Here is a 24,964-nt window from a genome sequence, read left to right as displayed (position 1 = left end):
TCAGGCGGGCAGCATCCAGGCCAGCGGCCCGGCCTGCAGGTAGACCAGTATCGACAGCACCAGCAGGAGCAGCAGGCTCCAGCCGATCACCTTGCGGAAGATCATGCCCTCCTGGCCGATGATGCCCACCGCGGCGGCACCCACGGCCAGGCTCTGCGGCGAGATCATCTTGCCCAGCACGCCGCCCGAGGCGTTGGCGGCGGCCAGCAGGGCGGGGCGGATGCCGGTCTCGTGCGCGGCGGCCACCTGCAGGGCGCCGAAGAGGGCGTTGGCGGAGTTGTCCGAGCCGGTGACGGCCACGCCGATCCAGCCGATCACCGGCGAGAGGAAAGCAAAGGCCGGGCCGGTCTGGGCCAGCCAGCGGCCCAGGGTGATGGTCTGGCCCGAGTAGTTCATCACGAAGGCCAGGGCCAGCACGCAGAGCACGGTGGGGATCGCCCAGCGCAGCTGCCACAGCGTGCCGCGGTAGGTGGCCAGCGCCACGCCGGGCCGCACACGCAGCAGCAGCGCCGACAGGATGCCGGCCACGAAGAGCAGGCTGCCCGTGGCCGACAGGGCATTGAGGGTGAACATCGAGCCCACCGGCTTGCCCGCGCCGCTGGTGATGGCCACGCCCGGCCAGGCGAAGCGGAAGGTGCCCACGCCCAGCAGCTGCTGCGCCGCCTTCATCTGCGCCAGCGAGAAGATGGCGATGATCAGGATGTAGGGCGCATAGGCCAGCCACACGGTGGCTTTGGCATGGCGCGGCGCGTGTTGCGTCGTCGCCTGCTCCACGCCCTCGATCACGGTGGGCGTGGCCGGCTGCCAGAAACGCAGGAACACGATCAGCGCCCCGGCCGAGCCGAGCGCGCCGAAGATGTCGGCCAGCTCCACCGAGATCCAGGTGGCCGCCACCCATTGCGACAGCCCGAAGGCCACACCCGAGACCACCGCCGCGGGGAAGGTCTGGCGCAGGCCGCGTTTGCCGTCGAGGATGAACACCAGAATCAGCGGCACGAAGGCGGCCAGCAGCGGCGTCTGGTGGCCGACGATGGCGCCCAGCAGGCCGAAGGGCTCGCCCGAGACCTGGGCCAGGGTGACGATGGGCACCGCCAGCGCGCCGAAGGCCACCGGCGCGGTATTGGCCACCAGGGCCAGCACGGCGGCCTTCATCGGCCGGATGCCGATGGCCAGCAGCATCGCGCCCGAGATGGCGATCGGCGTGCCGGCGCCGGCCAGGGCTTCGAGCAGCGCGCCGAAGTTGTAGGCAATGATGATGGACTGGATGCGCGGATCGGGGCTGATGCTGGCAAAGCTGTCCTTGAGCACCGCGAAATGGCCGGACTTCACCGTCAGGTTGTAGAGCCAGATCGCGTTGACGATGATCCAGAGCACGGTCAGCACGCTGAAGGCCGCGCCGTACAGGCCCACGTCCAGCGCCAGCGACCAGGGCATGCGGTAGCCGAGCACGGCCACCAGCACGCAGACCGCCAGCGACACCGCCGCGGCGATCTGCGGCGCGATGCGCAGCCAGCCCAGCATGACGAACATGCTGAGCAGCGGCAGGGCCGCCAGCAGCGAGGAATAGAAGAGCGACCCGGCGATCGGGTCGTAGATTTGCTGGTACATGCTGTCTCCGTCTTGTTCTTGTCTTGTCCTGCGGCCGCGCCTCGTGGCGGGCGCGTGCCGGCGTTCAGCGCTGGAAGAAGGGCGTGTGCACCATCAGCTGGTTCTGCTGCGCGACCAGGAAGGCGGCGTCGGCGCTCTTCTTGAGGTACTCGCCCCAGGCCGGATCGGCCTGCAGGGCGGCGCGGCGGGCGCTGCGGTCGGCCGCGTCGGCGAAGACCCAGATGTGCAGATAGCTGTTGACGTTGCCGGTCTCCGTCTGCAGGTAGACGGCCGGCTCGCCGAGGTGGCGGCGCTGGGTGTCGTAGCCGTGCTCGGCATAGAGGGCGAGATGGCGCTTGATGGTGCCGGGGCGGCAGGTGTAGGTACGGACGTCGTAGAGCACGGGTTCCTCGGTATCGGGAGTTGGGAGTTGGGAGTTGGGAGAGGCGGGAGACGGGAACGGAATGTCAGTCGGCCGTGGCGCCCGAGCGCTCCACCAGCGCGCCCCAGCGCGGCACGTCGAGCGCCACGAACTTCTGGAAGGCTTCGTGGGTGTCGCCGATCGGGTCGGCGCCCAGCTCCTTCAGCCGTGCCTGCACCGCGCCGTCTGCCACCGACTGGGCCAGGGCGGCCGAGAGCCTGGCGACGACGGGCGCGGGCGTGGCGGCCGGGGCGAACAGGCCGAACCAGGAACGCAGGTCCATCTGGGCCACACCGGCCTCGGCGAAGGTCGGCACCTTGGGCAGATTGGCCCGGCGGCTGTTGCCGGTGACGGCCAGCGGTACCAGCTTGCCGGCCTGGACCTGCGACAGCACCTCGGGCAGGTTGGCGAACATGGCCTGGATCTGGCCGCCCATCAGGTCGGTCTGCGCCAGCGCACCGCCCTTGTAGGCCACATGCTGCAGCCGGGTGCCGGTGAGGGTGTTGAACTGCTCGCCGGCCAGGTGGGCGGCGGTGCCGTTGCCGCCGGAGCCGAAATTGAGTTTGTCGCCCTGGGCCTTGGCATAGGCCACGAACTCGGCCACCGTTCGCGCCGGCACCTCGGGGTTGACCACCAGCACCAGCGGCACCGAGGCCAGGTTGGACAGCGCCGTGAGGTCGCGTGTCAGGCTGTAGTCGAGCTTGCGGTAGAGCGTGGCGTTGATCGCATGGCTGGAGGTGGCCATCAGGATGGTGTAGCCGTCCGGCGCGGCGCGCGCCACCGTGACCGCGCCGATGTTGCCGTTGGCGCCGGCCTTGTTCTCCACCACCACCGGCTGGCCGAGCTGGGTGGAGAGCTTCTGGCCGACCACCCGCGCGATCACGTCGGTGGCGCCGCCGGCGGCGAAAGGCACGACGATGCGGATCGGGCGGTCGGGATAACTTGCCGCCGTCTGGCCGAAGGCCGGAAAAGTCAGGGCGCAGGCTAGCGCCAGGGCGCTGGCCCTCTTGGCTGGATTCACGTCTTGTCTCCTGCCCGGCGGGGCGCCATCGGCCGCGCCCGGCGTGTGTTCGTCGAAAGACACACTGTAGGCAGGCGCCCCCTGGGGGCGTTAGGACTTAAACGAGCTTCTGTTGCACGTTTTCGCGCGGCCGGCCTGGGGTTTTCGCTAGGAGCCCGGGCGGCTCCTAGGCCGCGATCGGGGCCTCGGCGCCGAAGCGCTTCTTGAACTCGCCCGGCGTCACGCCGGCCTGCTTCTTGAAGAAGCGGCTGAAGTAGGCTTGGTCCTCGAAGCCGAGCTGGAAGGCGATCTCGGCCACGCTCATCGCGGTGTTGCCGAGCAGGCGCTTGGCCTCCAGCACCAGGCGCTCCTGGATCAGCTGGCCGGCCGTCTTGCCCAGCGTGCGTTTGACGGCTTCGTTGAGCTGGCGCTCGGTGGTGTGCAGCCGGCTGGTGTAGTCGCCGAGCCGGGCGAACTCCAGGTAGTGCTGGTCGATCAGCAGGGTGAAGCGCTGGGTCAGCGAATGGTTGAGCGGTGTGGCGCCTTCGCCCGACCGGCGCGGATGGATGCGGCGCAGCCGGGTCAGCAGCACCAGCAGGTAGGCGCGCACGATGTCCATGCGGGCTTCGGCATCGCTCTGGAATTCACGCTCCATCTCCAGCAGCAGGGGGCGCAGTTCGTCGTGCTGGGCCTGGCTCAGGTGCAGCACCGGCGCGGTCGAGGCGATGTGGAAGAAGGGCAGCTGGGCGATGTCGTCGGCGCGCGGGAACATCTGCACGAAGAAGTCCGCGCTGAAGTTGATGACGAAGCCGCACGGCCGTATCGCGGATTCCCAGGCATGCAGCTGGCCCGGCGAGACGAAGAACACGCTGTTGGCGCGCGCCGGGTAACGCTCGAAATCCAGCAGGTGGGTGCCGGCCGCCTCGCTCATCCATAGCAGGTGGTAGTAGTCGTGGCGGTGGGGAAAGCTGCGCGGGATGTCCGGCCGGTCTTCCAGGCGCACCAGGTCGAAATAGAAGGCCCCGTCGCCTCCGCCGAAGTCGGAGGTATTGAAGACGGGGAAGGCAAGCGAAGGCGTTATTGGCACGCATGCAGTCTGACGCTGCGCTCGGTCAAGTGTCAATTGGTGTCGAGAGAAATGAAAAGAGATAAAGGAAACATGTGAATCGCGGCCCTTGTGCCTTATCGGGCCTGCCATAAACTCCGCCGCTTCGAATATCGAGCCCATAGTCCCAAAAGGCTAAAGAGTCGGCCGGGCTGTTTCGCTTTCTGGTATTGCAGGTTTCGTTGTGCGATATACCAATATCGTGAAGGAGTAATGGTGCTGGGCATTATCGAAAGGGGCTGGCGAAGCCTGAAGGCGTGCCGCGCGTTGGCCGCCATCCTGTTGGCAGCCCCGCTGCTGCTTCCTTCGGAGGGCTTCGCGGTGGTCAATGACGCGGTGGGCTGGAAAACCGGCGCACCGCCCGATGGCCGGGTCGGCCAGGCCTACTTCTTCTGGATGAAGAATAACTACGGCAAGGCAAGCGAGGGTGGCGGCCCCATGGATTGGAAATTCGAATCCGGCACGCTGCCGCCCGGTCTGGCCTTATGGGGCCAAAAGCAGGGCAGGGCCGACGGTATTGAATTGAAAGGCACGCCGACGACCGCCGGCAGTTACACCTTCACCTTCATCGCCCATGCCTATTACGGCTCCTGGTTTCGCAGCACCTACACCATCGTCATCCTGCCGCCGCCCGAGCCGCCGGTCATCCGCCTGCGCGAGCTGGCGACCAACGGCGTGGGAAGTTTCGGCTTCCTGCTCAGCGCTGCCAGCGCGGCATCCACCACGATCACGGTGACTGAGGCCGGATTGGCGGTGGATTCGCCAAGCGTCTTCACCGGCACCGCCCGCGTCGCCGCGAGGATCCAGCAATCCAGCGTGCCGCGGGGCTGGCCGGCCAACCCGGCCTCGGTCTCCTGCATCGATTCGAACGCGGCCGCGAACGGCAACAGCAGCGGCAACCTGGCGGTCCTGTCGGGCAACACCGCCACGATTCCCGCGGCGGCCATGCTGGACGATGCCCGCATCCTCTGCACCTTCACCAACACCGCGCTGAACCCGCCCACGGTCGCGCTCGGCAAGCTCACCAGGGGCGGTGCCGGCAAATTCGATTTCGGCCTGACGCGTTTGTCGCCGGATACCGATTCGGTGACCACCGCCGTCGCGGATGTCGCGGTGGCTTCTTCCACCGTCCATCAGGGCTTGGTGGGTGTCGCCGCCACGATCCGCGAAGCCCGAGCGCCCGCCAACTGGCTGGCGAATCCGACATCGGTGGCCTGCATCGACACGAACGGCGCGGCCAGCGGCAACGGCAGCGGCAATCTGGCGAACCTCGTCGGGGATACCGCCACGCTGCCGGCCTCCACCATGGCCGTGCAGGCGCGCATCGTCTGCACCTTCACCAACACCGCACGCAAGGAGCCGACCGTCACGCTGGCCGAACTCGCCACCAATGGCACGGGCACGTTCAAGTTCACGCTGACCGATGCGGCTTCGCCTGTCGAGGTCGTGGTCGATGTGACCGCCGCCAACGTGGTCGCCACGTCGACCTATGTTCACCGGGGCATGGCGGGGCGCAGCGTCACCGTCCTGCAAAAAGTGCCGGTGGGCTGGCCCATTTATCCGGTGGCGATGTCCTGCACAGACCGCAACGCGGCGGCCAGCGGCAATGGCACCGGCAACCTCGCGACCCTGGTCGGCAGCACGGCCACCATCCCCGCCACGGCCATGGCCTACGACGCCGACATCCTGTGCACCTTCACCAATACCGCACGTACGAATCTGGGCGCGCAGAAGGAAGGGCCGGACACCGTACCGGCTGGCCAGGAGTTGAGTTACCTCGTGAAGGTGACCAACCAGGGCGCCCTGACCAGCGGCACCACCATCGTCGTCCGCGACAATCTGCCGCCCATCGGCCAAGCCTTCGCCGTGGCGCCGCTGGCCGGTGTCAGCAGCGTCGATTGCGGCGCCTTGCCCAGCCGCCTGGGCGAAAGCCTGCGCTGCATCCTCGTCCTGCCCTCCGGTATCGCGCAGGGCCAGACCCGGTTCTTCACCATGCAGGTGCGGGCGCCGGACGCCCCCGTCGGCACACCGCTGACCAATACCGCCACGGTGGATCCGGAGGGCGGCGAGCCGCCCCCGGCGCCATCGCCCACCCTGCGGGCGGCCAGGTCCGGCGCATCGCCAGCCTCTTGCATCAGTCCGGCATGCTCGATGGTCACGACCATCGTGGTGGCGCCCGAGCCGGTCGTCCGGAAGACGTTCACACCCGCGGCGCTCGTGCCGGGCGCCCGGAGCCTGCTCACCATCACGCTGAGCAACACCATGGCCGACCAGCCCATGGAGGGCTTGGGCTTCACCGACCATTACCCGGCCGGCCTGGTCAATGCCCCCGGCGCCGTGCCCGGCACCACTTGCGGCAGCGGCGTGGTGGACCTGCCGGACGGCAGCAGCCTGCGCCTGAGCGCCGGCGGCATTGCGGCGGCCGGCAGCTGCACCGTGACGGTTCCCGTCACGGCCGCCGCGGTCGGCAGCTATACCAACATCCTGCCGGCGGGCGCCGTCACCGCGCCGCTGGGCCAGCCGACCACCATCGCGGCGGCAGCGAGCCTGGCGGTGCGGCCGCAGCCGCAGCTGCGCCTGCAGGTGCGCACCGTCGGCGGCGTCGGCGGCCCCTTCAGTTTCGAGCAGACCAATCTGGCGGCGACGCCGCCCGGCACCGTCACCATGGCCGTGGGCGAACCGACGCCGGCGGCGCCGGCCGCCATCGCCGTGCTCGACACCGGCAGCGCGGTCACCCTGACCGAGACGAGCTTCACGGATTTCGTCCCCACCGGCGGCGAGTGCCGCGACGCCAATGCCGCCACCACCGGCAATCCGGCGGTGTTCGGCAGCCTGTACGGCAATATGCTGACCATAGCGGCTGCGCAGCTGCTGCCCGGTGCGGACATCGGCTGCGTGTTCACCAATACCGCCCGGTCCAGCCTGGTCGGGATCGCCGGCCGGCTTTTCAATGACGTCGGCTCGGCGGGCGGTACCGCCAACGACGGCGTGGCCAACGGCCAGGAGGCCGGCATGGCCGGCCTGGGTGTGGTGCTGAGCGATTGCAACGGCCTGGTGCACGACCGCAGCACGAGCGATGGCGGCGGCTTCTACCGCCTGCGCCTGCCGGCGGACCTGGCGGCAGGCGCAGGCCTGTGCGTGGATGCCGCCAAGGTGTTCGGCCGCCAGTCCACCGGGGCTTCGGCGGCCGGCAGTCCCCTGGCGGCCGGCTCCGCCGTGGCGGTGGCGGGAACCGCCTTCACCTACACCCGCGATGCGACGACGGACCGCATCGCCTTCACCTGGCCGGGCAGCCAGCAGCCCGCCATGTCGGCGCTCGACTTCGGCAGCGTTCCACCCAACAGCTTCCTGCTGAGCGGCTTGAAGAACGGCACGCCGGGCAGCACGGTCACCTATGGCCATCTCTTCAAGGCGGCGACGGCGGGGAGCGTGCAGTTTTCCGTCAGCCGCTCCACGTCTTCACCGCCGCAGAGCGGCTGGAGCGAACTCATTTATTCGGACCCCGCATGCAGCGGCAGCGTTCAGCCGGCGGGCGTGCGGCTGTACCCGCCCGCGGTCGATCAGCGCCTGGAGGCCGGCCAGTCGATCTGCATCGTGGTGCAGGAGTCGGTACCGGTGCAGGCGCTACCGGGCAGCCACAACACCGCCCAGGTGCAGGCTTTCTTCTCGTACAGCAACAGCGCCTCCGCCCTGTCGGCCAGCTACCAGGTGGAGGACCTGACGTCGGTCTCGGGCAATGCCCTGAACCTGCGCAAGGAGGTGCGCAATGTGTCCCAGGGCACGGGCTTCGCGGTCGCCAACCAGGCCAGGCCGGGGGAGACCCTGGAGTACCGCATCACCTACAGCAACATCGCCGCATCCCCGATCGGCAACCTGGTCATCCACGATGCCACCCCGGCCTACACCAGCTTCGTGAGCGCCCAGGCCGACAGCACACCGGCCGAGCTCTCGGCCTGCGCCAAGACCACGCCCGCCAGCGCCTTGGCGGCCGATTGCGCGGCCAGCCAGGGCAGCGGCGGACACGGGCCGCTGCAATGGGGGTTCACCGGCAGCCTGCAGCCCGGCAGCAGCGGAAGCGTGCTGTACCGGGTGTTGATCGATTGATAGGAAGGAAGCCGCCATGAACACTGTCTGGTATCTCGTCTTGCTCGCCCTTGCGATTTTTCTGGCCGGCGCCGCGCTGGCGACCGTGCTGTGGTGGTGCGCCATGCCCGGCCCGATGGTCAGGCGCTGGCTGGCGCCCTTGCTGGATGCGGTGGAAATCGGCTTTGCCGAGCAGGTCCTGCAGCACCGCGAACGCTCGCAGCGCGACAAGCTGTGGGCCCGCAAGCAGCAGGCCCAGTGGAGCGAGAACGAAGAGCTGCGGATGACACGCCACGAGGCCCATCTGCTGGCCGAGATCCGCCTGCTGCTGCGCGCTTCGAGCCGGACCGGGCCGGCCGCGCTCAGTGCCGTGGCCTCGCCGTCTGCACCCGCCCACAGCAATGTCCGCGCCGGCCGAGGCGGCAAGCAGTTCGAGCCATCGGTCGGTACCTTGTGAGGAGCCGGGGAGCCACAACCTCCTGTCGTGCGGACTGATTTTCTTGGCGCGGATCGGCGGGGCAGGTCGTGGCAGCGGCATGGGGATAATTTCAAGCTTCTCCCCTGCCGGCCTTGCCATGACTTCAGTTCTCTCTTCGACTCCGAACGCCACCACCGCCGCCATCATCGGCGGCGGCAGCATCGGCCTTGCTTTCGCCCTGGTCTTCGCGCGTGCGGGCTGGCAGGTCCGGGTGCAGGATCCTTCCGCCGAACGACGCCAGGCACTGCCGGCCGAACTGCGCGAACGCTGCGAGATGCTGGCCCGCCATGGCTTGCTGCAGGAAGCCACACCGGCCCTGCTGGCCCGCGTCCAGGCTGTGGAGACGGTGGAGTCGGCGGCTGCGGGTGTCGCCCTGGCGATCGAATGCGCGCCGGAGAAGCTGGAGGTCAAGAAGGCGGTGTTCGCCGCGCTCGATGCGGCTGCGCCGGCCGATGCCGTGCTGTGCAGCGCATCGTCGGCGCTGCCCGCATCGGCCTACTGCGATGGCCTGGCCGGACGCGGGCGCTGCATGGTGGCGCATCCCGGCAACCCTCCCTACCTGATTCCGGTGATCGAGCTGGTGCCGGCCGCATTCACCGAGCCGTCAGTCGTCGAGCGCTGCCGCGCCATCTTCGTGTCGCTGGGCATGAAACCGGTGGTGGTGAACAAGGAGATCGAAGGCTTTCTGTTCAACCGGCTGCAGGGCGCCGTGCTGCGCGAGGCCTACTGCCTGGTGCGCGACGGCGTCGCCAGCGTGGAAGACATCGACACCGTGATGCGCGACGGCCTGGGCCTGCGCTGGAGTTTCATCGGCCCCTTCGAGACGGTGGACCTCAACACCCGGGGCGGCATCGAATCGCATGCCGCCAAGATGGGCCCGGCCTACGAACGCATGGGCGCGCAGCGCGGCCAGAACGATCCGTGGACGCCTGAGTTGGTGGAGAAGGTGGCTGCGGAGCGCCGCGCGCTGCTGCCCCTGGAGCAATGGGAGCAGCGTGTGCAGTGGCGTGACGCTCAGCTGATGGCGATGGCCCAGTTCCGCCAGAAGCAGACCGAGAAATAAGCGCGGAGTTCGAAGGCGCCTGGCCCTCAGGGCTCGAAGGTGCCGGCGCCGAACAGCTCGTCGATCTGGACGATGCCCAGATCGGTCGCATCCGCGGCCTGGTCCGGCAGCAAGACCGCTGCCGCCGCCGACAGTGCAACAAGCACCGTGACGGAAAAGACGATGAAAGCTTTGTGTATCGGTCGGCGCATGGCGGGCTCCTTACCGGCGTTGACGCGATTGGAGCGCGCCGGCATTGGGAAAGTTGCAGGACATTGCGCCGATTCCATGGGGTGTTCGCCTACGTGCCTTAAACGGCTTTGTCGGCATCCGACGGTAACTCGCTGTCCAGGCTCTGCTTGTAGCGTTCGCGGCCCTGGCGGCTGCCTTCGGTCAAAGGGTTTTCCTGAGCCACGGCACGGCGCTGGTCGTCGTCCCGGCCCGACAGTTTGCCCCGGTTGCCGCCAGTGACTTCACCGGCGCGCACGGCTTCTTCGGTCGGATTCTGGGTGTTGGCGGGCTGGCGGGGTTCACTCATGGCATGTCTCCTGGGGATTCGCTGACGATTCCCCAGTGTGGCGTGCGGTTCTGCCGGGCCGCGTCAGCGCGCGCCGCCTTCGGCTTGTAGGCGGCTGCGCAGCCTGGGGTCAGCTATCGCGCGCGGCGGCCAGCAATGCAAGCGCCTGGGCGATAGCGGACTCGTCCGGCGTGAACCCGGTGTCCGCTGCATCGGCCAGCAGCGCGGCCAGGTCGGCCGCCGGTGCCTGCAGGGCCGTCATGGCCTGGGCGGCATCGCGCGGTGCGGCGAAGCCCCGGCTCTGCAGCAGCAACTGGCCCTTGGCGTCCTGCAGCTTGAAGCGGAACTGGCCATCGGCCTCGCGGTATTGCTTGAAGCTCGGCAGGGCGGCGCGCGCGCTCTTCTGCTGTGCCTGGGGCGTGCTCGCCGCCGACAGCCGGCGCAGGCCGACGGCATGGCGCAGTTCGGCGATCAGCGGCGTGGCGATGCGGCGTGCCTTGGCAGCCCCGGCCTGCAGCAGGTCTTCGAGCCGGGCGGGGTTGTCGATCAGCGACTGGTAGTTGTCGCGCATCGGCGCCACTTCCCGGTCGATGCGCTCGAACAGCTTCTGCTTGGCATCGCCCCAGGCGATACCGTCGGCATAGGCCTGGCGCAGACCGTCGGTTTCTTCGGCCGAGGCGAAGGCCTGGAAGATCTGGAACAGGGCCGAGCCCTCGGTGTCCTTGGCCTGTCCCGGCGCACGCGAGTCGGTCACGATGCTGCCGATGCGGCGCTTGAGTTCATCGCGCGGCAGGAACAGCGGGATGGTGTTGTCGTAGCTCTTGCTCATCTTGCGGCCGTCGAGGCCGGGCAGGGTGGCGACCGAGGCCTCGATCACCGCCTCGGGCAGAACCAGGTGTTCGCCGTAGAGGTGGTTGAAGCTGCTGGCGATGTCGCGCGCCATTTCGATGTGCTGCACTTGGTCACGGCCCACCGGCACCTTGTGGGCCTTGAACATCAGGATGTCCGCGGCCATCAGCACCGGGTAGTTGAACAGGCCCACGCTCACTTCGGCATCCGGCTCGGCGCCGGCGGCGGTGTTCTTGTCGACCTGCGCCTTGTAGGCATGGGCGCGGTTGAGCAGGCCCTTGCCGGTGACGCAGCCCAGCATCCAGTTCAGTTCGGGGATCTCGGGGATGTCGGACTGGCGGTAGAAGGTCACCCGTTCCGGATCCAGGCCGGCGGCCACCCAGGTGGCGGCGATCTCCAGCGTGGAGCGCTGGATGCGCGCCGGCTCGTCGCACTTGATCAGCGCGTGGTAGTCGGCCAGGAAGTAGAAACTCTCGACACCCGGCTCCCGGCTGGCCGCGATGGCGGGGCGGATGGCGCCGACGTAGTTGCCCAGATGGGGCGTGCCGGTGGGGGTGATGCCGGTGAGGACGCGTTGGATGCTCATGGAAGACGGTATCGACAGGAGGAAAAGGGAATTTTAGAAACGCATCAGCGTGACGACCGGCGTCAGCAGCCACTTCAGCACCAGCTCGCCCAGGCCGATCAGCGGCAGCATCCACAGCGATGCCACCACGCCGGCCACCACCAGGCCCATCACGATGAAGAAGCCGTAGGGCTCGATGCGGTCCAGCACCCGCGCGGCGCGCGGCGGCAGCAGGCCGGCCAGCACCCGGCCGCCATCGAGCGGCGGCAGCGGAAACAGGTTGAAGGCCCACATCACCAGGTTCCAGCGGATGCCCGACTGGGCCATCTGCAGGAAGAAGCGCTCCTGCACACCCGCGCCCAGCAGCACGATGAGCAGGGCCGCCCAGAGAAAGGCCTGGATGAAATTGGAGGCCGGCCCGGCCAGCGCCACCAGCACCATGTCGCGCCGGGGATTGCGCAGCCGGTCGAAGTTCACCGGCACCGGCTTGGCATAACCGAAGGCGAAGGAGCCCGAGGTGGCGAAGAACATCAGCGCGGGCATCAGCACCGTGCCGACCGGGTCGATATGGCGCAGCGGGTTGAGTGTGAGCCGGCCCATGCGATAGGCGGTGTCGTCGCCGAAGCGCCGGGCGGCGAAGCCATGGGCGGCTTCGTGCACCGTGATCGCGAAGAGCAGCGGCAGGGCGTTGACCAGGACGGTCTGTATGAGTTGCGAGGTTTCCACCGATGCGATTGTGTCAGCCCGCGAGGCCCAGGGTTTCCAGGCTGCCCCGGCCTTCACGGATCACCACCGGATCGTCGCCGCCGTCCATCGGCGTCAGGTCGACCACGGTGGTCGGCTGCAGATTGCAGGCGCCGGCATCGACCACGGCGGCCAGCACCTTTTCATAGCGCGCGCGGATCTCGCCGGGATCGTTGATCGGCTCGTCCTCGCCGGCCGGAATGAAGGTGGTGGCCAGCAGCGGCGCGCCGTGCTCCTCCAGCAGCGCCTGCAGCACCCGGTGGTCGGGCACCCGCAGGCCGATGGTCTTGCGCTGGGGATGGCTGACGCGGCGCGGCACTTCCTTGGTCGCTTCCAGCAGGAAGGTGTAGGCGCCGGGCGTGGCGGCCTTCAGCAGGCGGTACTGGCGGTTGTCCACCTTGGCATAGCTGGAGAGCTCGCTCAGGTCGCGGCAGAGCAGGGTGAGGTGGTGCTTCTCGTCGATCTGGCGGATGCGCCGCATCAGCTCGACCGCATCGCGGTCGTCGAGCCGGCAGGCCAGCGCGTAGCTGGAGTCGGTGGGGATGGCAGCGACGCCGCCGCGCTGCAGCAGGGCCACGGCCTGCTTGATCAGGCGCGGCTGAGGATTGTCGGGATGTAGTTCGAAATATTGGGCCATGCGCCGATTGTTGCCCGGCCCTCAAGCCTCTGCTGGCTGCACGACTATGCGGCTCTCGCGCACCGTCAGCCAGGCGCCGAGCGCGCTCGACAGGGCGATGATCAGGATGCCGCTCAGCGCCAGCGCATCCGGCACATGGCCGAACAGCAGGAAGCCGGCGCACATCGCAAAGCCGATCTGCGCGTACAGATAGGGCGTGAGGGTGGCGGCCGGCGCGCGGCGGTAGGCGAGGGTCAGCAGGTAGTGGCCCACCGTGCCGGCCAGCCCCATGCCGACGAGCTTGGCGCCGGTCAGCCAGTCGCCCGGCATCTGCCAGCCCAGGGCAGCAGCAGGGAGACGGCCAGCGTGCCCACCCAGCCGCCGTAGAACTGCATCGCAGCCGGATCCTCGGTGCGCGCCAGCCGGCTCGTCAGCACCTGGAACCAGGCATTGCAGGCCACCAGCGCCAGCGGCAGCAGCGTGGCCCACTGGAAGGCTTCGCTGCCGGGGCGCAGCACCACCAGCGTGCCGGAGAAACCCAGTGCCACCAGCCCCCAGCGCAGCGCCGAAACGCGCTCACGCAGCACCACGGCCGCCAGCACCGTGATGGCCAGCGGCGTCACCATCACCACCGCCGTGAACTCGCCCACCGGCATGTGGCGCAGGCTGAAGAAGCCCAGCACGCTGGTCGACACCAGCAGCACGCCGCGCAGCAGCTGAAAGCGGGGATGCGCCGTGCGCAGCGATGCCAGCCCGCGGGTCGGCAGCAGCGCGGCGCTGACCACCATGGCCTGCACCGCATAACGCGTCCACACGATGGTGATCAGGGGCAGGCTCGCGCCCATGTATTTCACGCTGCTGTCGAGCGTGGCGAAGCAGGCGGTGGCGGCGACCACGCAGGCGATGCCCGCCAGCGCCGGACTCACCGGATGCGATCGGCCAGCAGATCCCACACCCGTGGCAGATCGGCGGACAGATAGGGCAGCTGGCCCAGGTCGGTATGGGATTCGTCGGGGCTGTGGAAATCGCTGCCGCGCGAGGCGGCCAGGCCGAACTCACGCGCCATGTCGGCATAGACGGCGTATTCCGGCGGCGTGTGGCTGCCGGTCACCACCTCCACGCCGCGGCCGCCGTGCTGCTTGAATTCGCTGAAGAGCGCGAACTCGGCGTTGGGCGAGAAGGCGTAGCGGCCCGGATGCGCAATCACCGCCACACCGCCCGCGCCGGTGATCCAGCCCACCGCATCGGCCAGCGTGGCCCAGCGGTGCGGCACGAAGCCCGGCTTGTGGTCGGTGAGGTATTTGCGGAACACCTCGGGCGTGTCCTTGCAGTAGCCGGCTTCGACCAGATAGCGCGCGAAGTGCGTGCGCGAGATCAGCTCCGGATTGCCCACGTAGCGCAGCGCGCCTTCGTAAGCGTCCTTGATGCCGACCTTGGCCAGTTGATCGCTCATCTCCCGCGCGCGTTTCTCGCGGCCGCCGCGGGTGTCGGCCAGGCCCTGCACCATGGCCGGGTCCTCTGCGTCGAAACCCAGGCCGACGATGTGCACCGTCTCGCCGGCGAAGGTGACCGAGATCTCCACGCCGGTCAGATAAGGCAGCCCCGCCGCCTTGGCCGCAGCGGCAGCCCGCTGCTGCCCGCCGATCTCGTCATGGTCCGTCAGCGCCCAGAGTTCCACCCCGTTGGCCTTGGCCCGCACCGCCAGGGCTTCGGGCGTGAGGGTGCCGTCGGACACGACGGAGTGGCAATGCAGGTCGGCGTTCTGGAAGGTGGGCACCGGGGCATTTTAGGCGCTATTGGCGCGATCGCACGGTCCCCTGGGTAATTACGGGAGTGTGAGTGCTTTGAAAGCTCGTCTGGGCTATTGAGGCCGGGAATCCGCGTTATGAAAATTCAGATGTGCTTTTCATCGGGTATTTCCAGTCAACATCAATTTGGAGTGAATCATGTCGAAAAGGAAATGTTTGAATGTGTTTGCGGGCTTGTGTTTCCTGGTCGCGGTGAACGTGCATGCCGGTATTTTGGGGATATGGTTAACGTAACTTATCGCACTAACGGGGATGTGGATCTTGGTGACCGGACAATAGTCTCCGGTGGAACCCTATTTGCGTCGGGCTATGAAAACGTAACCATTGATGATTCCACCATCGAAATTTTGATCATTCAGAGTTGGGAGCCGACTGCTGGAAGTTCCTATGTTATTACCGACCTCTCCCAAGACTTCCCGGGTACCTATCATTTGACTTCGTCCTCGTTCCTCGATTCCAGCGACATCGCCACGGTCGGGAATACGCTGACCGTGAGCCTCAGCGAGTTGAATATCGCCATGGGCAGCACGGCGCTCCTGACCTTGACTCCGGTGGCTGCAGTACCCGAAGCGGAAAGTTATGCCATGCTGAGTGCCGGTCTCGGTCTGCTGTGTATGGTCTGCAGGCGGATGAAACGGGCCAAACCTTCAAATAGGCCGGGTTTTGCAGCCCCGGCCTTGCTGGTATGACCAGCACGGGCAACGCCTAACCCGCCGGCAGCTCCGCCGCCTCCACCAGAAACTGCACCCGCCGCTCCCCCCGCCATTCGTTCACATCCAGCCGGAAGGCCAGCTTCACCCGCGCCGGCAGCACTTCCGTGTGGCCGAACCAGATGCCGTCCACCGGCTGGCCCTGGTGCAGCAGCTTCAGCTGCAGGTGCCGCTCGCCCACCAGCTTCTGGCTGACCACCTGCAGTTCCTCGCTGAAGGTCGGCGCGGCGAAACCCTGGCCCCAGACGGCGCTGTGCAGGGTGTCGATCATGTCGGCGCGGCGGTATTCGGGCGCCAGGGGGCCGTCGGTCTCGATGCGGCGGGTGAGGGTGGCCTCGTCCAGCCATTCGTCGGCGACCTGGGCCAGGGCATCGCGGAAGGTCTCGAAATGCTCGCGGGCGATGGTGCAGCCGGCGGCCATGGCGTGGCCGCCGAACTTCAGCAGCACGCCGGGATGGCGCTTGGCCACCAGGTCCAGCGCGTCGCGCAGGTGGAAGCCCGGGATCGAGCGGCCCGAGCCCTTCAGCTCCATTTCCTTGCCCGGCGCCGCGCTGGCGGCGAAGACGAAGGTGGGGCGGTGCAGCTTGTCCTTGAGGCGGGAGGCGACGATGCCGACCACGCCTTCGTGGAAGTCCTCGCCGAACACGCAGATCGCGGCCGGCGGCGATTCCAGCCCACCGCCGGCGAACAGGGTTTCGGCCATGGCCATGGCGTCGTCGCGCATGCCGCCTTCGATGTCGCGGCGCTCGCGGTTGATGGTGTCCAGCATGCGCGCGAGTTCGTCGGCGCGCGAACGGTCATCGGTCAGCAGGCATTCGATGCCGAGTGTCATGTCGGCCAGGCGGCCGGCGGCGTTGATGCGCGGGCCCAGCGCGAAGCCGAAATCGAAAGCCGTGGCCGACACCGCCTTGCGCCCGGCCGCCTCGAACAGCGCGGCGATGCCCGGCTGCATCGCCCCGCGGCGGATGCGCGAAAGCCCCTGCGCCACCAGCCGGCGGTTGTTGGCATCGAGCTTGACCACGTCGGCCACCGTGCCCAGCGCAACCAGCGGCAGCAACTGGTCCAACTTGGGCTGCGGCTGGCCTTCGTACAGGCCGCGGGCGCGCTGCTCGGCCCGCAGTGCCAGCAGCACATAGAACATCACCCCGCAGCCGGCAATGCATTTGCTCTCGAAAGCGCAGGCCGGCTGGTTGGGATTGACCAGCACGTCGGCCCGAGGCAGCACCGGGCCGGGCAGGTGGTGATCGGTCACCAACACCTTCAGGCCGAGGGCGTGGGCGAAGGCCACGCCGTCCACGCTGGCGATGCCGTTGTCCACCGTCACCAGCAGGTCGCAGCCCTTGTCGGCCACGCGCTGGGCGATGGAGGGGGTGAGGCCGTAGCCGTCCACCACCCGGTCGGGCACCAGGTAATCAACGTGTTTCGCGCCCAGCAGGCGCAGGCCGCGCACGGCGACCGCGCAGGCGGTGGCGCCATCGCAGTCGTAGTCGGCGACCACGCAGATGCGCAGGTCATCGCGGATTGCATCGGCCAGCAGCACGGCAGCCTCGGCCGCGCCCAGCAGGCCGGCGGGCAGCAGCAGGCGGCCCAGGCCGTCGTCGAGTTCGTCGTGGCTGCGCACGCCACGAGCGGCGAATAGGCGCGCCAGCAGCGGATGCACGCCGGCCTGCTCCAGCGCCCAGGCGCTGCGCGGGGGATGTCGCGGGGGATGATCTTCACAGCTGGGCCGTCCAGTCCTGCAGGCCGGGCTTGGCGCCGAACAGGCCCCGGATGCGCTGGCCGAGCGAGCGCGGCTGCGCGGTGAATTCGATGGCAGAGCGCTCACCGCACAAGGTCAGGGTGACGGGCTGGCCAGCATCCAGCGCTTTCAGCGCCTCGGCGCATTCGCCAGCGTCCACGGCCAGCCAGGCGGCGCGCCAGGCGGCCCAGTCTTCGTGCAGTGCTGCCTCGCGCAGTGCTTGCGGCACGCGCAGATCCGGCGGCGCGGGCTTGACGGAAGCGGGCAGGGCCCCCGTGCCGCTCACCCAGAAGGCATTGACGGCAGGCAGGCCTCGTGCATTGCGTTCGTCGGTCATGGGATGGGTGTAGAGCAGCATCTGCACCTCGGTCTGCAGCCGGCGCAACGGGCGGGCGGCCGGGCCGTCGGGCATCCACAGGTCGAGGCTGCGGCCGGTGACGCGGTCCAGCGAAGCGCTGGGCATGCCGCGGAAGATCTCGCCGCGCGCCAGCCAGGTGCTGGGCGTGCGGTATTCGAGGGTGATGCCGTCTTCGGTGAAGTACGGGCCGATCAGGGCCAGCGTGGCGCGCGACTCGGCTTCGGTCAGTCCCAGCGAGGCGGGGTCGGTCAGGCTGATGTGGTCGGGTGCGATCTGCCAGTGGCAGGGCGTGATCCAGGCCATGGCCTCGTCGCCCGCTTGGCCGCCTGCATCGGCGATGGCCAGCGCGGCCCAGGGTTGTTGCCCATCGTCGGCGGCGAGGCCGCGCAGTCGAGCCAAGCTTCGTTCGTGGGGTGTCGAAAGCGAGAACTCTTCGGCTTCATCCCGTGCCGAGCAGGTCAGCCGACCCAGCAGGGCGCTCAGGTTATGCAGTTCCAGGCTGCGTCGGGCGGCATCGCAGCCGGGGGCCAGGGCGCTGGCGTACGGAACAAGAAGGTGCATCCGGCGGATTGTCCCACCGCCGCGACCGGCCCCAGGAGTCTGGGCCTTGACCACTCCCCGAATCATTTGGCCTGACCGCTCAATGGTCAAATGAACAGCGGTCCCGGCCATTTTCATTGAGGCATGCGTGAATTTTTGGCGTTGAATTCGTATATCTGGAATGTGAAACAACAATCGTCGTGCCCGTGTTCGGCAAATATCCTGATCAGACCTGTATAGGGAGGGTTGTATTTTAGTGAGCGTTGATCTGGGTTGATAATGGTTCGGCCGCGGCTGGTTTCCACATAGGCAATTGGCGTTTAAGAGTGGCGAATCAATGCGAAGGCCATGGATTTGAGTTCCGTGACATTGCAGCTTGCCGATCCGCCACCCGGGATGTCAATATAATTTCCACCCGGGGATGCGCCGTTTTCGTATCTGAAGTTTGCAAGAGCGGTTGTAATTTCGTCCATTTCTAATTCTCCACAATGCCTGATGTATTTTCACGACGGAGTGGTCCACGCATCCGCAATGAAGTTCTGCAGTTGCACCGTGTTCGGTCTCTTGGGTGTTGCATACAAGCGGATAGACAGCCTACCGGTATAAGGTGGAGAAAACACCTGCGTCCCCAGGCCGTGCAGCACTGCACGCCCACCCAAGGTGTGCATCTCCGGTGCGGGCTGGCTTTGGGGGCCACCTACGTAATAGTCGAATGACTGCAGACCGACAACGTCGATCTCCACGGCACCTGTCTCCCAGATGCACATGTTGAATTTTCCGGGGGACGCTTTGCCCACGAATTTGAATGCATCGGTAGGTATGGTTGGCATGGCTCGGCGCTCCGAATGTCAATTCGAATGGGTTGATCAGGCTATGTCCGGTGAGGTTGGTCTCAAAATTACCGGGTGGAGCAGGGTGGTGGAGGTATTAATTGTCGGCGGGAATGCGGAATTCGGTCATGTTGGTGTATTCCATGTGTCCGCTGAAAAATTCTGCAGCTCGACCGTGTGAACGACTGCAGGTTGACGGCGTCAATTTCCGCAGACCCTGTCAGCCAGATACGCAGGCTGAATTTTGTGGGCTGGACGTTGCCTGTGTATTTGAATGCGCCCGTTGGAATGATAGGCATATTTTCTCCACGTACGGTTACGAACCGCGTACTGAATGCACTTTGTCAAAAGCTGGATCCATCGTGCCATCGAAATCCTTGACTTCGAAAATGTTCGTTCCGCTGGCGACGCCGTTCGCCATGCAGAGGGTGATTTTTCCGGAGTAAGGCTCGGCGAATGTGTGCGTCGCCCGGAACAGAGCCCTGGGCGCGGACAACAGCGTCTGCCCGGCGGAAGTGATCAGCAGCAATGGAGGGTTGCGCTGGTTGGTGGGTTCGCCAATTAAATAATTAAACGATCGCAGATCGATCACAATGCCGGTCGCCGTGCTGCCGGCCCGAATTTGGATGGCGCCAGAATAAACTCTTGCCTTGCCGTCGAGTTTGAATAAATCCAATGAAATCATGTCCGTAGCTTTCGAAGTGGTGATTGCATAAGTGGCGCCTGTCATGCGGTAATTCCACATTGCCGTGCGAGGTTTCGAACCATAGGTTCACTTATGTGGTCGGGCAGGTATTACGCAGGTGTCTGCCAACTGCTTGCCTGGAAGGATGTCAACTCTGCGATGGTGTGGTTGGCGGATGTACACGTCGATTCAAAAACCAGCCTGCCCGTATAGGGCGGAGATAAGTCGTAGCGACCTCGCCCTTGGACGTTCCTGCGTCCATGGGACGTTTCCACGGTGAACGGCAATTGGAAGTCTTCGCCAGACAGGGAGTGCACGTGGTAATCGAAAGAGCGCAGATTCGTCACATCGATCTCCGCCCTGCCGGCATCGTCGAATACCAGGCGGTACTCGTCCGGTATGGCGCGACCTGTGCATTTGAAGGAGTCGATCAGGCTTTTTTCCGTGGGGATGGTCATGGGAGTGCTCTCGGAGTGAGTGGGTGCTCATTTTTGGCTGGCCCTCTCAGAAGTCGGAACTAATCGCAGCCGCTTTACGCGTAATAGTTCTACGGAGTTGTGTGGAGAATGTTCGACCGGCCAGCTTCTGCCAGCCCGGCGCCGCGGCCACGCATTCCCACACAAGCCCCGCCGCGCGATCGATCACAATCCCTGCGCCTTCACCGCCGTCCCGCGCATCCCCACTCACCCGCACGCACCCTCTCCCACATGCAACTTCCCTACGAGCTGGTCCTGGGCTGGCGCTACACCCGGGCCGGCCGCGCCACGCGGCGCAACGGCTTCATCAACTTCATCTCCGGCGTGTCCATGCTGGGCATCGCCCTCGGCGTGGCGGCGCTGATCATCGTGCTGTCGGTCATGAACGGCTTCCAGAAGGAGGTGCGCGACCGCATGCTTTCGGTGGTCTCGCACATCGAGATCCTGTCGCCTAACGGCGCGGCGCTGGCCGATGCCGGCAAGACGATGGAGGAGGCGCGGCGCAATCCCGAGGTGATAGGCGCGGCCACCTTCATCTCGGCCCAGGCGCTCATCGCCCGCGGCGAGGACATGCGCGGCACGCTGATCCGCGGCATCGACCCGGCGCACGAAGCCGAGGTGGCCGACCTGGGCGGGCCGCAGCAGGTGGCGGTGCTGCAGAAGCTGGTGCCGGGGCAGTTCGGCATCGTGCTGGGCATCGAGCTGGCCCGCGCGCTGGGCGTGCGGGTGGGCGATCCGGTCACGCTGGTGTCGCCCAACGGCCAGGTCACACCGGCCGGGGTGGTACCGCGGCTCAAGCAGATGACCGTGGTCGGCACCTTCGACTCGGGCCATTTCGAATATGACTCGGCCCTGGCCATGGTGCACGAGCAGGATGCGGCCCGCATCTTCCGCCTGGAGGGCCCGAGCGGCGTGCGCCTGAAGCTGCGCGACCTGCACCAGGCGCCCGAGGTGGCCCAGCAGCTGGCCAACAGCCTGAGCGGCGAGGTCTTCATCCGCGACTGGACCCAGCAGAACAAGACCTGGTTCGCGGCGGTGCAGGTCGAGAAACGCATGATGTTCATCATCCTCACGCTGATCGTGGCCGTGGCCGCCTTCAACCTGGTCTCCACGCTGGTGATGACGGTGACCGACAAGCGCGCCGACATCGCCATCCTGCGCACCCTGGGCGCCAGCCCGAAAAGCATCATGGGCATCTTCGTGGTGCAGGGCGCCATGGTGGGTGTGATCGGCACCCTGGCCGGCCTGGGCCTGGGCCTCCTGATCGCCTTCAACATCGATGTGATCGTGCCGGCGCTGGAGCACCTGTTCCACGCCAGCTTCCTGCCCAAGGACGTCTACCTGATCAGCCAGATGCCGAGCGAGCCGCAGGAGGCCGACATCGTGCCCATCGCCGTCATCTCCCTGGTGCTGTCCTTCGTGGCCACCCTCTACCCCAGCTGGCGCGCCAGCCGCGTGAATCCCGCGGAGGCGCTGCGTTATGAATAAGACAAACTCCCTGCCGCCCGGCACTACAGTGCTTTCGGCGCGCGGCCTGAACAAGCGTTTCGTGGACGGCCGCATCGACCTGACCGTGCTGCACGGCATCGACATCGACATCCAGGCCGGCGAGACGGTCGCCATCGTCGGCGCCTCCGGCTCCGGCAAGAGCACGCTGCTGCACCTGCTGGGCGGGCTGGACGCACCCACGGCCGGCGAGGTCAGCCTGCTGGGCCAGCGCTTCGACAAGCTGGGCGCGGCCGAGCAGGGCCGGCTGCGCAACCGCAGCCTGGGTTTCATCTACCAGTTCCATCACCTACTGCCGGAGTTCAGCGCGATCGACAACGTGTCGATGCCGCTGCGCATCCGCCGCCAGACGCCCGAGCAGTGCGCTTCGACGGCCAGTGCCATGCTGCAGTCCGTGGGCCTGGGCGAGCGCCTGCAGCACCGGCCCGCCGAGCTGTCCGGCGGCGAGCGCCAGCGGGTGGCCATCGCCCGCGCGCTGGTGACCCAGCCGGCCTGCGTGCTGGCCGACGAGCCGACCGGCAACCTCGACCGCTCCACCGCCGACGGCGTGTTCGACCTGATGCTGCGCCTGGCGCGCGACCGGGGGACGGCATTTGTCATGGTGACGCACGATGGGGCGCTAGCCGAGCGCTGCGACCGTCGCCTGAAGCTGGTTTCGGGCCGGTTCGTGGCCAGCGAGTGAGGGCGTTCGGGAGCGCTTCTGTAGAGAACTGTAGAAAACTATAATCCACTGTAGTCGACTATATTTCTCTGTAAAAGGAGCGTGCCATGGCGGACACCCCCATCTTTCCGCGGCCCGGGCTGGCCAGCCAACTGGCCGCGCAGATCCTGCACCAGTCGCCCACATCTTCATCGCCCTCGGGCGTTTTCCTGGCCGCGCCGAGGCGCACCGGCAAGTCCACCTTCGTGCGGGAGGACCTGCGCCCGGCGCTGCAGGCCAAGGGCGCCGTCGTCATCTATGTCGATCTGTGGGCGGACCGGCATGTGGACCCGAGCGAGCTGCTCGCGGTCGCCATCCGCACGGAGATGGGCCGGCATGGCCACGCGGTGCAGAAGATCGCCAAGGGTCTGGGCATCAGCGGCGGCAAGGTGGCAGGACTGGAGTTCTCGCTGGACCGCATCGGCATCGGCAAGGACGTGACACTGGTCCAGGCGCTGGCGGTGCTGTCCGACGAGGTGAAGCAGCCCATGGTGCTGGTGATCGACGAAGCCCAGCATGCCCTGACCAGCCAGGCCGGCATGGACAGCCTCTTCGCGCTGAAGGCCGCGCGCGACGAACTCAACAGCAGCGCCCACCACGGTCTGCGCCTGGTCTGCACGGGATCCAACCGCGACAAGCTGGCGATGCTGCGCAGCAGCAAGGACCAGGCCTTCTACGGCGCGCCGCTGGTGGCCTTCCCGCACCTGGACAAGGACTATGTCGCCTGGTTCTGCGAGCACGTGGGCCTGTCTGCCGAGCTGGCGCCCGAGGCCGTCTGGGCCTTGTTCGAGAAGGCGGGATGGCGGCCCGAACTGCTGGGTGCGGCAGCCGACTCCCTGCGTTTCGATTTCCAGATCCAGCCCGCGGACGTCCAGGAGAGGTTCTCCGCCGCGGTGGCGGAGCAGATCGATGCCGCCGCTTGCGAGACCCTGCGGGTCGTGCACGCACTGACGCCGCTGCAGACGGCCGTCCTGCGTGTCCTGGCCGACAGCGGCACGCAGTACCGCCCCTTCGAGGCGGCAACCCTGGAGAAATACCGCGAGGCCCTGAGCGCCGCCGGAGAGTCGGCCGAGTCGGCGCCCCGGGTCGATGTGACCGCCGTGCAGGCGGCGCTTCAGGCCTTGCAGGACAAGTCGCTGGTGTGGCGCGCCGCGCGCGGCGTCTATGCCCTGGAGGATGTGTCCTTGAGAGAGGTGCTGGCGGCTTGAGCTCGGCTGACCTGCGCTAAAGTCAGCCGTCGCGCAAAAAACGCGACTGGGATTGGCAATGGGATGGACGCCCCTCCCAAAACGGCATCAGAAGTGCCAAAGTGGAAGCGTTGTTTTCCACTTAACCGAGAGGAGCGTCCACCATGAACATTACGACAGTAGGCATCGACCTGGCAAAGAATGTCTTCCAGGTGCACGCGGTCAACGAGGCTGGCCGCAAGGTCTGGAACAAGCAGATCAGGCGTGAGCAGATGGCCGAGTTCTTCGCGCAATTGCCGCCTTGCCTGATCGGCATGGAAGCTTGCGGCAGTGCCCACCACTGGGCTCGCAAGCTCACCAGCCTGGGCCATACCGTCAAGCTGATGGCGCCGCAGTTCGTCAAGCCCTACGTCAAGACCAACAAGAACGACGCGGCCGATGCCGAGGCGATCTGCGAAGCCGTGGCCCGGCCGAACATGCGCTTCGTGCCGATCAAGGACATCGAGCAGCAGTCGCTGCTGGCGCTGCACCGCGTACGCCAGGGCTTTGTCAAGGCGCGTACCGCGCAGGGCAACCAGATCCGCGGTCTCATGGCGGAGTTCGGACTGATCATGCCCAAGGGCATCCGGCATGTTGCGCAGTACTTGCCAGAGCTGCTCGAAGACGCGAGCAACGAGCTCACGGGCCAGTTCCGGCAGCTCATGGAGCGGCTGCTGCAGAACCTGAAGGAGCTGACGCGGCAGATCGACGAGACCGAAGCGCTCATCCGGCTGTGGCATCGCCAGAGCCCGGCCTGCCGCCAGCTCGAGACGATCCCGGGCATCGGCCCGATCACGGCGACGGCGCTGGTGGCGAGCATCGCCGACGCCAAGAGCTTCGCCAGCGGCCGGCAGCTGGCGGCCTGGCTGGGCCTGGTGCCGCGCCAGCACTCCAGCGGGGGCAAGCAGACGCTGCTGGGCATCAGCAAGCGAGGCGACGCGTATTTGCGGACCTTGCTCATCCACGGCGCGCGGGCGGTGATCTGCCGGCGCCAGAAGTCGGCCGAGCAGACGGACTGGCTCAAGGGCCTGCTCGAGCGCAAGAAGCCCAATGTGGCGGCGGTTGCGCTGGCCAACAAGAACGCGCGGATCGTGTGGGCCTTGCTGACGACGGGCCGAACGTACGAGGCGCAGTACTGCGCTGGCGCGGCGGCGATATAAACGCGCAGGCCGCAAATACTCTGCGCAGGCAAAGACGAACTGGAGTTAGACCACCGATTGCTCGGGCAATCAGGCAGTGATGGCAAGACAGGTAAGACCGGGGTTGGTCAGACCCGCTACGGGACAGGCACTTCGAGTGCACATTGGCTATCGGGAACCAACCAGCAGAACCCATCAGGGATCGCAGTCCGAAAGGCTGCACAAAGTCCGGATGTACGGG

General features: G+C 66.9%; 24 protein-coding genes and 1 pseudogene. 8 read left to right on the top strand and 17 right to left on the bottom strand.

Features of this window, described 5'->3' with window-relative positions:
* From GT347_RS06170 to GT347_RS06155, 4 genes are all read right to left on the bottom strand, one after another.
* Entirely contained in the window at positions 1 to 1,608 is a 1,608-nt protein-coding gene (locus GT347_RS06170; protein WP_160551127.1) for an L-lactate permease, read from the bottom strand.
* Between the two features lie 64 nt (positions 1,609 to 1,672).
* On the bottom strand, positions 1,673 to 1,990 hold the full coding sequence (locus tag GT347_RS06165) for an NIPSNAP family protein (RefSeq protein ID WP_160551126.1): 318 nt from the start codon (positions 1,988 to 1,990) through the stop codon (positions 1,673 to 1,675).
* Positions 1,991 to 2,054: 64 nt separating this feature from the next.
* On the bottom strand, positions 2,055 to 3,029 hold the full coding sequence (locus tag GT347_RS06160) for a Bug family tripartite tricarboxylate transporter substrate binding protein (protein WP_160551125.1): 975 nt from the start codon (positions 3,027 to 3,029) through the stop codon (positions 2,055 to 2,057).
* 166 nt (positions 3,030 to 3,195) lie between these two features.
* On the bottom strand, positions 3,196 to 4,095 hold the full coding sequence (locus tag GT347_RS06155; protein WP_229722736.1) for a helix-turn-helix domain-containing protein: 900 nt from the start codon (positions 4,093 to 4,095) through the stop codon (positions 3,196 to 3,198).
* Positions 4,096 to 4,380: 285 nt separating this feature from the next.
* Here GT347_RS06155 and GT347_RS06150 point away from each other — a divergent pair, with 285 nt between their 5' ends.
* From GT347_RS06150 to GT347_RS06140, 3 genes are all read left to right on the top strand, one after another.
* Positions 4,381 to 8,217 (top strand): prealbumin-like fold domain-containing protein, encoded by a 3,837-nt coding sequence (locus GT347_RS06150; RefSeq protein ID WP_160551124.1) that lies wholly within the window; start codon positions 4,381 to 4,383, stop codon positions 8,215 to 8,217.
* A 16-nt stretch (positions 8,218 to 8,233) separates the two neighbouring features.
* Positions 8,234 to 8,653: a hypothetical protein gene (locus GT347_RS06145; RefSeq protein ID WP_160551123.1), complete on the top strand. Its 420-nt coding sequence runs from the start codon at positions 8,234 to 8,236 to the stop codon at positions 8,651 to 8,653.
* A gap of 118 nt (positions 8,654 to 8,771) precedes the next feature.
* Entirely contained in the window at positions 8,772 to 9,737 is a 966-nt protein-coding gene (locus GT347_RS06140) for a 3-hydroxyacyl-CoA dehydrogenase (protein WP_160551122.1), read from the top strand.
* Between the two features lie 26 nt (positions 9,738 to 9,763).
* Here GT347_RS06140 and GT347_RS06135 read toward each other — a convergent pair whose 3' ends face one another.
* The 8 genes from GT347_RS06135 to GT347_RS06105 all read right to left on the bottom strand — a co-directional run bounded on the left by GT347_RS06135 (position 9,764) and on the right by GT347_RS06105 (position 14,784).
* A complete protein-coding gene (locus GT347_RS06135; RefSeq protein ID WP_160551121.1) occupies positions 9,764 to 10,006 on the bottom strand; it encodes a hypothetical protein in 243 nt (80 codons plus the stop codon).
* Positions 10,007 to 10,026: 20 nt separating this feature from the next.
* Positions 10,027 to 10,254 (bottom strand): hypothetical protein, encoded by a 228-nt coding sequence (locus tag GT347_RS06130; RefSeq protein ID WP_160551120.1) that lies wholly within the window; start codon positions 10,252 to 10,254, stop codon positions 10,027 to 10,029.
* A gap of 109 nt (positions 10,255 to 10,363) precedes the next feature.
* Positions 10,364 to 11,668, bottom strand: a complete 1,305-nt coding sequence (locus GT347_RS06125) for a tryptophan--tRNA ligase (RefSeq protein ID WP_160551119.1) — start codon at positions 11,666 to 11,668, stop codon at positions 10,364 to 10,366.
* A 33-nt stretch (positions 11,669 to 11,701) separates the two neighbouring features.
* Positions 11,702 to 12,373, bottom strand: a complete 672-nt coding sequence (locus GT347_RS06120; RefSeq protein WP_160551118.1) for a site-2 protease family protein — start codon at positions 12,371 to 12,373, stop codon at positions 11,702 to 11,704.
* A gap of 13 nt (positions 12,374 to 12,386) precedes the next feature.
* Complete coding sequence (locus GT347_RS06115) at positions 12,387 to 13,028, bottom strand: L-threonylcarbamoyladenylate synthase (RefSeq protein WP_160551117.1); 642 nt, start codon at positions 13,026 to 13,028, stop codon at positions 12,387 to 12,389.
* A gap of 21 nt (positions 13,029 to 13,049) precedes the next feature.
* Complete coding sequence (locus GT347_RS27915; RefSeq protein WP_326830386.1) at positions 13,050 to 13,337, bottom strand: hypothetical protein; 288 nt, start codon at positions 13,335 to 13,337, stop codon at positions 13,050 to 13,052.
* Entirely contained in the window at positions 13,319 to 13,933 is a 615-nt protein-coding gene (locus GT347_RS06110) for a DMT family transporter (RefSeq protein WP_326830385.1), read from the bottom strand. The genes GT347_RS27915 and GT347_RS06110 overlap by 19 nt, the downstream gene beginning before the upstream one ends.
* Positions 13,930 to 14,784, bottom strand: coding sequence for a 3',5'-nucleoside bisphosphate phosphatase (locus GT347_RS06105; protein WP_160551116.1), 855 nt, complete (start codon positions 14,782 to 14,784; stop codon positions 13,930 to 13,932). The genes GT347_RS06110 and GT347_RS06105 overlap by 4 nt, the downstream gene beginning before the upstream one ends.
* Before the next feature lie 108 nt (positions 14,785 to 14,892).
* Between GT347_RS06105 and GT347_RS06100 the strand changes: the two genes are divergently transcribed.
* On the top strand, positions 14,893 to 15,504 hold the full coding sequence (locus tag GT347_RS06100) for a PEP-CTERM sorting domain-containing protein (RefSeq protein ID WP_160551115.1): 612 nt from the start codon (positions 14,893 to 14,895) through the stop codon (positions 15,502 to 15,504).
* Positions 15,505 to 15,520: 16 nt separating this feature from the next.
* Here the strand turns inward: GT347_RS06100 and recJ are convergent.
* The 5 genes and pseudogenes from recJ to GT347_RS06075 all read right to left on the bottom strand — a co-directional run bounded on the left by recJ (position 15,521) and on the right by GT347_RS06075 (position 20,134).
* Positions 15,521 to 17,244, bottom strand: a pseudogene (gene recJ / locus GT347_RS06095) (single-stranded-DNA-specific exonuclease RecJ).
* The gene (locus GT347_RS06090; RefSeq protein ID WP_160551114.1) at positions 17,241 to 18,182 is read right to left on the bottom strand and encodes a phosphoglycerate mutase; all 942 of its coding nucleotides are present in this window, start codon (positions 18,180 to 18,182) and stop codon (positions 17,241 to 17,243) included. Before GT347_RS06090 ends, recJ begins: the two are co-directional and overlap by 4 nt.
* A 482-nt stretch (positions 18,183 to 18,664) precedes the next feature.
* A complete protein-coding gene (locus tag GT347_RS06085; protein WP_160551113.1) occupies positions 18,665 to 18,991 on the bottom strand; it encodes a hypothetical protein in 327 nt (108 codons plus the stop codon).
* 316 nt (positions 18,992 to 19,307) lie between these two features.
* On the bottom strand, positions 19,308 to 19,721 hold the full coding sequence (locus tag GT347_RS06080) for a hypothetical protein (RefSeq protein WP_160551112.1): 414 nt from the start codon (positions 19,719 to 19,721) through the stop codon (positions 19,308 to 19,310).
* Positions 19,722 to 19,786: 65 nt separating this feature from the next.
* Complete coding sequence (locus tag GT347_RS06075) at positions 19,787 to 20,134, bottom strand: hypothetical protein (protein WP_160551111.1); 348 nt, start codon at positions 20,132 to 20,134, stop codon at positions 19,787 to 19,789.
* A gap of 249 nt (positions 20,135 to 20,383) precedes the next feature.
* Here GT347_RS06075 and GT347_RS06070 point away from each other — a divergent pair, with 249 nt between their 5' ends.
* The 4 genes from GT347_RS06070 (at position 20,384) to GT347_RS06055 (ending at position 24,744) form a co-directional block, all read left to right on the top strand.
* Positions 20,384 to 21,640, top strand: coding sequence for a lipoprotein-releasing ABC transporter permease subunit (locus tag GT347_RS06070; RefSeq protein WP_160551110.1), 1,257 nt, complete (start codon positions 20,384 to 20,386; stop codon positions 21,638 to 21,640).
* On the top strand, positions 21,633 to 22,340 hold the full coding sequence (gene lolD, locus GT347_RS06065) for a lipoprotein-releasing ABC transporter ATP-binding protein LolD (RefSeq protein WP_160551109.1): 708 nt from the start codon (positions 21,633 to 21,635) through the stop codon (positions 22,338 to 22,340). Before GT347_RS06070 ends, lolD begins: the two co-directional genes overlap by 8 nt.
* Before the next feature lie 86 nt (positions 22,341 to 22,426).
* Positions 22,427 to 23,566 (top strand): P-loop NTPase family protein, encoded by a 1,140-nt coding sequence (locus tag GT347_RS06060; RefSeq protein ID WP_160551108.1) that lies wholly within the window; start codon positions 22,427 to 22,429, stop codon positions 23,564 to 23,566.
* 143 nt (positions 23,567 to 23,709) lie between these two features.
* Positions 23,710 to 24,744 (top strand): IS110 family RNA-guided transposase, encoded by a 1,035-nt coding sequence (locus GT347_RS06055; protein ID WP_160551107.1) that lies wholly within the window; start codon positions 23,710 to 23,712, stop codon positions 24,742 to 24,744.
* Positions 24,745 to 24,964 lie beyond the last annotated feature (220 nt).

It is taken from the genome of Xylophilus rhododendri (assembly GCF_009906855.1).
Taxonomy (GTDB): Bacteria; Pseudomonadota; Gammaproteobacteria; order Burkholderiales; family Burkholderiaceae_C; genus Xylophilus; species Xylophilus rhododendri.
The sequence above is the reverse complement of the archived record's forward strand: the minus strand, read 5'-3'. Positions and strand labels throughout refer to the sequence as shown.

Bases quoted from the DNA above. Each gene is read 5' to 3' on its own strand.
- GT347_RS06100 (WP_160551115.1), top strand. From the start codon at position 14,893: ATGAAAATTCAGATGTGCTTTTCATCGGGTATTTCCAGTCAACATCAA.
- GT347_RS06085 (WP_160551113.1), bottom strand. From the start codon at position 18,991: ATGCCAACCATACCTACCGATGCATTCAAATTCGTGGGCAAAGCGTCC.
- GT347_RS06080 (WP_160551112.1), bottom strand. From the start codon at position 19,721: ATGACAGGCGCCACTTATGCAATCACCACTTCGAAAGCTACGGACATG.
- GT347_RS06140 (WP_160551122.1), top strand. From the start codon at position 8,772: ATGACTTCAGTTCTCTCTTCGACTCCGAACGCCACCACCGCCGCCATC.
- GT347_RS06055 (WP_160551107.1), top strand. From the start codon at position 23,710: ATGAACATTACGACAGTAGGCATCGACCTGGCAAAGAATGTCTTCCAG.
- GT347_RS27915 (WP_326830386.1), bottom strand. From the start codon at position 13,337: ATGCCGGGCGACTGGCTGACCGGCGCCAAGCTCGTCGGCATGGGGCTG.
- GT347_RS06130 (WP_160551120.1), bottom strand. From the start codon at position 10,254: ATGAGTGAACCCCGCCAGCCCGCCAACACCCAGAATCCGACCGAAGAA.
- GT347_RS06170 (WP_160551127.1), bottom strand. From the start codon at position 1,608: ATGTACCAGCAAATCTACGACCCGATCGCCGGGTCGCTCTTCTATTCC.
- GT347_RS06060 (WP_160551108.1), top strand. From the start codon at position 22,427: ATGGCGGACACCCCCATCTTTCCGCGGCCCGGGCTGGCCAGCCAACTG.
- GT347_RS06115 (WP_160551117.1), bottom strand. From the start codon at position 13,028: ATGGCCCAATATTTCGAACTACATCCCGACAATCCTCAGCCGCGCCTG.
- GT347_RS06135 (WP_160551121.1), bottom strand. From the start codon at position 10,006: ATGGAATCGGCGCAATGTCCTGCAACTTTCCCAATGCCGGCGCGCTCC.
- GT347_RS06075 (WP_160551111.1), bottom strand. From the start codon at position 20,134: ATGACCATCCCCACGGAAAAAAGCCTGATCGACTCCTTCAAATGCACA.
- GT347_RS06070 (WP_160551110.1), top strand. From the start codon at position 20,384: ATGCAACTTCCCTACGAGCTGGTCCTGGGCTGGCGCTACACCCGGGCC.
- GT347_RS06125 (WP_160551119.1), bottom strand. From the start codon at position 11,668: ATGAGCATCCAACGCGTCCTCACCGGCATCACCCCCACCGGCACGCCC.
- lolD (WP_160551109.1), top strand. From the start codon at position 21,633: ATGAATAAGACAAACTCCCTGCCGCCCGGCACTACAGTGCTTTCGGCG.
- GT347_RS06090 (WP_160551114.1), bottom strand. From the start codon at position 18,182: ATGCACCTTCTTGTTCCGTACGCCAGCGCCCTGGCCCCCGGCTGCGAT.
- GT347_RS06145 (WP_160551123.1), top strand. From the start codon at position 8,234: ATGAACACTGTCTGGTATCTCGTCTTGCTCGCCCTTGCGATTTTTCTG.